This is a genomic window from Caldimonas hydrothermalis (genome assembly GCF_056746695.1).
In genome coordinates this window covers 145847-153174 of the sequence record NZ_JBWQXA010000010.1, presented here as the reverse complement: position 1 = coordinate 153174, position 7328 = coordinate 145847, and the positions used below count along the sequence as shown (strand labels likewise).

At 65.5% G+C, this 7328-nt stretch carries 7 protein-coding genes; all 7 read right to left on the bottom strand.

The genetic code is table 11. The features are described from left to right. The coding region (locus tag AC1ECW_RS13250) for a PKD domain-containing protein (RefSeq protein WP_481202012.1) at positions 1 to 674 on the bottom strand (674 nt) is incomplete at its 3' end. Between the two features lie 67 nt (positions 675 to 741). Then, positions 742 to 2022 (bottom strand): glycosyltransferase family 4 protein, encoded by a 1281-nt coding sequence (locus AC1ECW_RS13245; protein ID WP_481202011.1) that lies wholly within the window; start codon positions 2020 to 2022, stop codon positions 742 to 744. Positions 2023 to 2098: 76 nt separating this feature from the next. After that, entirely contained in the window at positions 2099 to 3076 is a 978-nt protein-coding gene (locus tag AC1ECW_RS13240; protein ID WP_409702485.1) for a glycosyltransferase family 2 protein, read from the bottom strand. Then, the gene (locus AC1ECW_RS13235) at positions 3073 to 4344 is read right to left on the bottom strand and encodes a glycosyltransferase (protein WP_481202010.1); all 1272 of its coding nucleotides are present in this window, start codon (positions 4342 to 4344) and stop codon (positions 3073 to 3075) included. The genes AC1ECW_RS13240 and AC1ECW_RS13235 overlap by 4 nt, the downstream gene beginning before the upstream one ends. Before the next feature lie 24 nt (positions 4345 to 4368). Beyond that, positions 4369 to 5424, bottom strand: coding sequence for a glycosyltransferase 61 family protein (locus AC1ECW_RS13230; RefSeq protein ID WP_481202009.1), 1056 nt, complete (start codon positions 5422 to 5424; stop codon positions 4369 to 4371). Beyond that, complete coding sequence (locus tag AC1ECW_RS13225; RefSeq protein ID WP_481202008.1) at positions 5418 to 6218, bottom strand: 4'-phosphopantetheinyl transferase family protein; 801 nt, start codon at positions 6216 to 6218, stop codon at positions 5418 to 5420. Before AC1ECW_RS13225 ends, AC1ECW_RS13230 begins: the two co-directional genes overlap by 7 nt. Then, positions 6219 to 7328: a DegT/DnrJ/EryC1/StrS family aminotransferase gene (locus AC1ECW_RS13220; RefSeq protein ID WP_481202007.1), complete on the bottom strand. Its 1110-nt coding sequence runs from the start codon at positions 7326 to 7328 to the stop codon at positions 6219 to 6221.

Genomic DNA, 7328 nt, shown 5'->3' with positions numbered 1-7328 from the left:
TGGCCGAAGCTCTCGCCACGGCGCAGCAGCACGCGCTTGCCGCTGTAGCTGCTGGGCAGCCCCGTCTGCGTCAGCGCCCCGCTCGGGCACCCCGCATAGTTCGCCGTCGGCGATACGCATACCGTGCGACGACCTTCGTAGACGATGTCGGGGTTGTGCACCACCACCGTGACCGTGGCCACAGAATGCCCCCCCGAGGCATCCGTCGCCCGCATGTGGATGGTGTAGACACCGGGCAGGTCGTACACATGGGCCGCCAGCGGACCACCGGTCTGGGTGTTCTTCGGCAGGCCGGTGAGATTCCAACGTTCGCCCCGCTCATCACAGAAATCGAAGGTGTAGCTCACCTCCCTGTAGACATCCACGCTGGAGCTGGCCGCGCTCGTGGCGGTTGCGTCGACAAGGAGGGCCATTGGCGCCACGCCTGCGGTTCGCGAAGCATGCACACGCGCGACGATGGACTGTGACCTGGATTGCTCCCCGGACCAGGCCGTGGCCTGCGTGCAAGTGCGCGCGGTGACGGTGGGGTCGATCGATCCAGGCGCCATCGCGGACACACCGGAGGTCTCGGTCGTGGCCTGCAAGCCTACCCCTCCTCCACAGGCTCCCAGCATCAGCACCAGGCCGACGTGCACGGATAGACGCCGCCCGACCTTGTTTTTCTTGGCTCTCATCAACACCTCCGAGTTGCGGCACCGGCGGTTGCGCCGGACCTGCCATCCACCACCGAGGAAGGGCCGTTCACGCCCGGGACTGCGCACCGGGCAGATGCAGCAACTCCAGCATCCAGTCACGCCGACGTGCGAGCCAGTATGCCTGCGTATTCTGACGTGCGAATGTCAGTCCTCGATCAGCCATCTCGGCCAGTCTGGCACGGTTGGCATGCAAGGCCTTGAACTGATCTGCCAACGACTGCGCGGAAGGCCATTGTGCCAGTGCCACAGCCCCGCTTTGCTGGGCCAGATCCCGGAAATAGGTGATGTCGAAGGCCACGAGGGGCAGGCCTCGTGCCATCGCGTCGAAAGCGGCCCTGGGCGTATCTTCGACCAGCGGACAGGCCACGCAGACGTGCGCCCGAGCCAGGCGCTCGAACAACGCGGCCCCATAAGGCACCGCAGGCTCGAACCTCACCCGGTCGTTCAGGCCGGCCTGTGTCACCTGCCGACGCAGCGACGCCAGGCAGTCGCCTTCCCCGATCAGCGTCAGTCTCACATCGCAGCCCTGCTCGCCAGCCAGGCGGACGGCCTCGATGGCGCGATCCAGACCCTTGTACGGCACCAGTCGCCCGAAGAAGACCACCTCCAGCGTCTGCGCATCCTGCTTCAGCCATTCCAAGCGTGCCTGCCGGGAGAGTTCATCGAGGACATCGTCGGGACCATGAACGGTGTCGTAGAAGTTGCGCACGTTGGGCCGGCCCCGCCCGAAGTCCTGCACCATGCTGGCGCTCTTGAGCAACACCAACTGGAACATCCTCGGTGCAAGCCAGACCTGCATCCACTTGAGAGGATCGTAGAGCAAGCGGTTGACGCAATAGCTGCGCAGGCCCCACAGACCCAGCCGGTGATAGCGCTTTGAGTGCTGACGGAAGTCGATGTCCACGATGAAGATCACCGGCCTGCCAGCCCACCATGCCCGCAGATTGACCAATCCCATCAAAGGACGCCACAGGTCGGTGGACATTCCCGAGTGCACGACTGCCGCCTTCGAGACGGCGACGCCGACCTCCCGCCAGATGCGCCCCACCTCGCGCCGCCAGAACCCCCAAGGGGTTGTCGCCGTCGTGTGTGCAGGGAGGAATGCCACCCCGTCCGTCCGCAGGTCGACGATGCCGAGATGGGCCTTTTGCGTCTCGTACTGTTCCTCGGTCATGCACGGAGCCACGAGCACGAGCCGATCGAACTGTTCGCCCAGACCGGCACGCAACTCGCGCAGATGCTGCGCAAAGGCGCTTTCCGTTGCAAAAGCGGTGGGCGAAACAGGGAAGGCAGCCGCCTGGACAGCCAGGAGATAGTCTGCGCCCATGGTCAACCCCCAGAACGAACCTGTCGGCCCCGCATCGCGCAGCACCGAGCCAGGACTCGCCATCGAAGAAGGTCGATCATTTGTATTCGATCAATTGTGAAGGTCGCCGCTGCCATCGATCGCGCAGGTAGCGGCATTGGCCCACGAGTTCCGGAAATCGGCTGAGCGTGTGAAACACGGATTGCAAGCCGCGATCGCGCCATGAGCCTTCGCTCCTCAGAAACAGCCGCAGGACCTGCAAGGGGTAGACACCGAGGATGGCCAGCGCACCCAGTCCCCAGGCAGGCAGGAATACCAAGACGAGCACCATCGGGCCCAGCGACCAGAACCATGTGCGCGCCGATTCACGCACCCAGTGCCGTTCGGGCGAGCGGCCATGGAGCGCCACGCCCGCGGCGTAGGCATAACCGCTGCGCACCACGCGCTGCCACCACTGCCGGAAGCTGGTCATCGCCGCGTCGTGGAGCGTCATATCGTCGCGCAGTGCGTGGATCTCCCAGCCTGCCCGGCGCAGCCTTACGCACAATTCGGGCTCCTCGCCAGCGATCAGGTCGTCGCGGTAGCCTCCGCTGGCGTCAAGGACGTCGGCGCGCAGCATCACGTCACCCCCGAAGGCCTGGATAATGCCTGGCGGCTTGATCCACTCCAGGTCACACAGGCGGTTGTAAACCGACCGCTCGGGATGCCGTTCTCGGCGCTGGCCGCAAACCGCTGCAGCACGGGGATGATCACGCAGGTAGGCTCTCGCGAGGGACAGCCAGCCGGAAACCACCTCGCAGTCCCCATCGACGAACTGAACATATTCGATGCCCGGGCAGCATTCAAGCAGGCGGCGCCAACCGGCGTTGCGGGCGCGGGCCGCCGTGAAAGGCTGGCGCATGTCGAGTTCCACCACCTGGGCGCCCATGCGCCGTGCCAGTTCGACCGACTGGTCCGTCGACCCGGAGTCGACATAGACGACCTGCGCTTCGCCTCGGACGGATTGGAGGCACCGGAGCAGACGCCCGCCCTCGTTGCGTCCGATCACCACCACCCCGACATCGGCGAATGTCATGCTGTCACCCGCGCTTCGGGCGCATGTCGATCAGCCAGGCGCAGCTCGGCTTCGGGCAGCCGGCTCAGACGCGTTATGTGTGCCACCCTCGCCGCAAACGTGGCCTCGAAGGCGTGGCGCTGCGCGAAGCGCCTCGCCGCCTCGGCAGCACGCGCGATCTCGCCTCGGTCGTTCGACAGTCGGGCCACCAGGCAAGCCAGCGCCTGCGGATCTCCGATCGGACTGACCCACCCTGCGCCCGAATGCCCCACCACGCCGACGAAAGCCTCGTTGGCATACCCCGCGATCGGCACGCCGCAGGACATGACTTCGGGGTAGGTGCTGGAGGGATCGCCCTGAGGGTGGCAGCAGATGAAGAGGTCTGCCCGGTCCTTGAGCATCGGTATCCATTCGCTGTCGAAATCCATGACACCTCGCAACCTCACCTCCTTCTGCAACCCCCTGGCCTGGATGTCATGTTCGAGCTCGCGCTCGAGCACGCCGCGACCGTAGATGTCGAGCGTGAAGGCCACCCCCATCCGCTTGAGAGAAAGGGCGAAGCGCGGCAGGTCACGCACCCCCTTCATCGCGATCAGACGCCCGCCAAACACCAGCCTCAGCGGGCCGCCCTCCAGGAGCTTTACTCGCTTGAGCGACAGTTGCGAAGTCTGAATGACGGCATGCCGAGGCACCCGGTTGTCGAAGAAGATCATCGCATCCGGGCGGATGCGGCGATAGACCTCGTATGTGGGGGTGCCGCTGCACTGAAGCCCTGCGGCGAGCCGGAGAGCGTCCCGGCGCTTACGCTCGGCCTGCCACGCCCAGAGCTTTCGTCGCCACCGCAGCAAGGGATTGACCACCTCCGCCTCGAGGATCTGCCACTCGGTACGCAACGTGTATTCGCTGGTGAAGATCAGCGGCACGCCCAGTTCATGGCACAACCGCGCCGTCTCCAGTTCGAAAGGGGACAAGAATGCCAGGACGGCGGCTGCGTGACGCAGGCGCTCCCGGAAGGCGTGGGGATCGGAGGGTCGCAGCTCGACCCTGGGCCCGGCGTCGCCAGGGCCCACCTCGACCGGATCCATATCCGAGAGGGGCTCATCGGCCAGCCTCACCAGGCTGGTGACCGGCCCTGGCCAGGATCTCGCGTACTCGGCCACCCCATTGAGGTACTTGCGGGTCAGAACCCATCCTCCGCCAGGGCCTGGGCTGGCCTTCAAGCTGGGCAGGAGCACCAGCTCCCGCGCCGCTTCGGTGGGTTGCAGCTTCCGTTGGCCATCCAGGACCATGTTCCACCGCCGTTTCCAAGTCCCTCAGATCAACCTGTCCAGCATCCTCAGGAGATCGCTGGCCGGCACGGAGAATCCCTGAGACGCCCGGTCTCCGACCAGCAAGGCAAAGCGCATCTCCATGCGGTCGGCATACTCCTTGTACGCCAACGCAAAGCGGTCGGGAGGCTGCAGCACCAGGAAGGCCCCATCTTCAGCCATGCTGTAGATAGCATGCGACAGGTGACTACCCTCCACACCGACCACGATCCGGGCCTCCAGGGACCGGCTGGCAATCTCATCGGCCGTCAGCGTTGCCGGATCCAGCACATCGAAGCCGGCATCGGACAGTATGCGCACCACCTCCTCCTCGTTGCTGAGCACACGAGGCTCTCCGCTCAGCCCTCTGCGCACATACACTCCTGCCCCGCGGCATGCGACCACCGATGTCAGGTGCCGCCGAAGACGCGATCTCAGTTCCTCGTAGCGCCTGCGCTTGTGCGAGTTCTGCGCGAAGTCGACGTGGATCGTCAACCGACCGATGTGGGCATGCCGGACCTCTCTGGGGCGTGGCAGATCGAGCAGACGGCGATAGCCTTCTTCGTGCTCGTAGGGGCGCTTGACCATGCCGATGACGTCTTCCCTGCCCTGAGACAAGAGGCCCAAAGGCATGTCGTCGAGCAAGAAGGTGCCGAAGAAGTGGCTGCCGCTGCGGCTGGTGGCCAGCTCGGCCGTGTCCAGCGCGATGCGCGGACCCAGCCCTTCATAGAACCATCGCTCTGCCCCATAACCGACCTGATCCCTGGCCGCACCGCAGTAGAGGAAGGCCTCCACCACGTCCACCCTTTCGAGCAGATGGGTCGTGCAGGCCGCATGCTCGATCCACCCACCTTCCAGCAGCAGCTTCTCACTGCGCCAGTCCCGCCAGGGAGACAGCGCCTTGATCTTCTCGGTTGCACCGGGCAGCGTGAGGGCGGGCGGAATCCGCACCGTCTCGGCCGGACAGACGGTCCAGGACCGCGAAGCCATGCGGGCCAGCTCCGGGGCACGCCACACCAGAAGACGTTGACATTGACGTCGCAGCAGCGGAAGGTTCAGCATGACCCGACTCCACCGACCTCGGGCCATGCACCGGTGGTCCCGACAAGCCGTGCAACAGCCGCGACCCAAGGAGTCTGCGTGCCGTCCATGCCCGACGCCGGCAGCGACCGCAGTGCCACGATCGCCCGCGCCCCGTGACTCGGCAGGTGCAGCCGCACCTCACGATCCTGCGTGGACAGACCGACCTCCACGCCGGCAGGGTCCAGCCCCAGCCCCGTCCCCACAGCCTTGAGGCAGGCCTCCTTGCGAGTCCAGCCCCGTAGGAAGGCAGTGTCGTAAGCCCCAGCCTGCCGTGCAAGTTCGTCACGCTCAGCCGGCGTGAAAACCAGGCTCGATACACCGGCCAGATCGGCGACCGAGGCCAGGATTTCGAGGTCGACCCCCACCGGAGCCTGTGCGCACACGCCGATGAGGGCAAGGTCCTGTGCGTGGCTCAGGTTGAAATGACAGGCCGCTCGACCGCTCCCGGCCAGATGGGGCTTGCCTTGCGGATCGGTCTGGAACCGCAGGGTGGCTGGTTCCAGGCCCAAGGTCTGCGCAAGCACGATTCGCAAGGCCCAGCGGGCCACCCGCCGACGTCGCCGGTCCTCCTCGCGGTGATGACGTGCTGCGCGTTGAAGCTCCTGTTCGCACAGCAGCGCCGCCTCGTCCGCCGAAAGATCCTCGTCCAGGTACGCCAGCCACAGGCGGACTCCCAGGTGTTCACCCAGGTGGGTCAGACGGGGCCTTCCGAGATCGCCGGGGCGTCCGGGAACGATGGCCCCGTGGCCGACCGGCTGCGCGATCGCTTCCATCTACCCTCCTGCCCCCCGAACGAGTTCGACGATCCGATCCTGCTCGTCGACCCGCAATCCGGGGAAGATGGGCAAGCACAGGACACGGGATGCTGCCCCCACAGCCACCGGCAGGTTCGACGGCGCGGCCGAGGGCAGATGCCGATAGGCCGGCAGATCGCTGAGCAGCGGGGAGAAGTAGCGCCGAGCATGAATGTCGTGCTCCCGCAACCTTGCCTGCAGCGCATCGCGCGTGATGCCGTAGGCCGAATCCACCAGAATGGGGAAGTAGGCGAAGTTGGGTGTCTCGGGATCCCGCCAGCCCAGGCAGCGAAGCCCCGGGACTTCAGACAGCTCGTGTCTGTAGCGCTGATCGATCCGCCGACGCTCATCGATGGCCTGTTCCACGTGATCGAGCTGCACCAGGCCCAGGGCCGCGCAGAACTCATTCATTTTCCCGTTGAGCCCGAGGCCTTCGATGGCGTGCTCGTCGACGATACCGAAGTTGCGCAAGCGATCCATGCGCTGTTTCGTGGCAGGATCCGCGGCCACGATGGCACCCCCCTCAAAGGTGGTGAAGACCTTGGTGGCGTGAAAGCTCAGGACCGACAGGTCTCCATGCCGCAGCACGCTGCGCCCCCGCCAACGCACGCCAAAGGCGTGGGCAGCATCGTAGATAAGCTTGAGCCCCCGGGACTGAGCGATCTCTGCCAAACGCTCGACGTTGCAGACATGCCCGTAGCAATGAACCGCCAGGATGGCCCGAGTGCGAGGGGTCAACGCACGTTCGACGGCCTCGGGATCAAGGTTCAAGGACTCGGGTTCCACGTCCGCGAAGACCGGCGTGAATCCGGCCCATGCAATTGCATGGGCCGTGGCCGCGAACGAAAACGGTGTCGTCACCACCTCTCCCTCGCCACCCATGTCCCGCAAAGCCATCATCAACCCGACCGTTGCATTGCTGCACAGGCTCAGGTGATCGACGCCGAGGTATTCGGCCAAGCGCGCCTCGAAGCGCTGATGGAACGGGCCAGCATTGGCAAGGATCCGCCGATCCCATATCTCCTGCAGGTGTGGCAGAAGTTCCTGCAGCGGCGGCAGAACTGGGCGCGTGACATGGATCGGCGACAT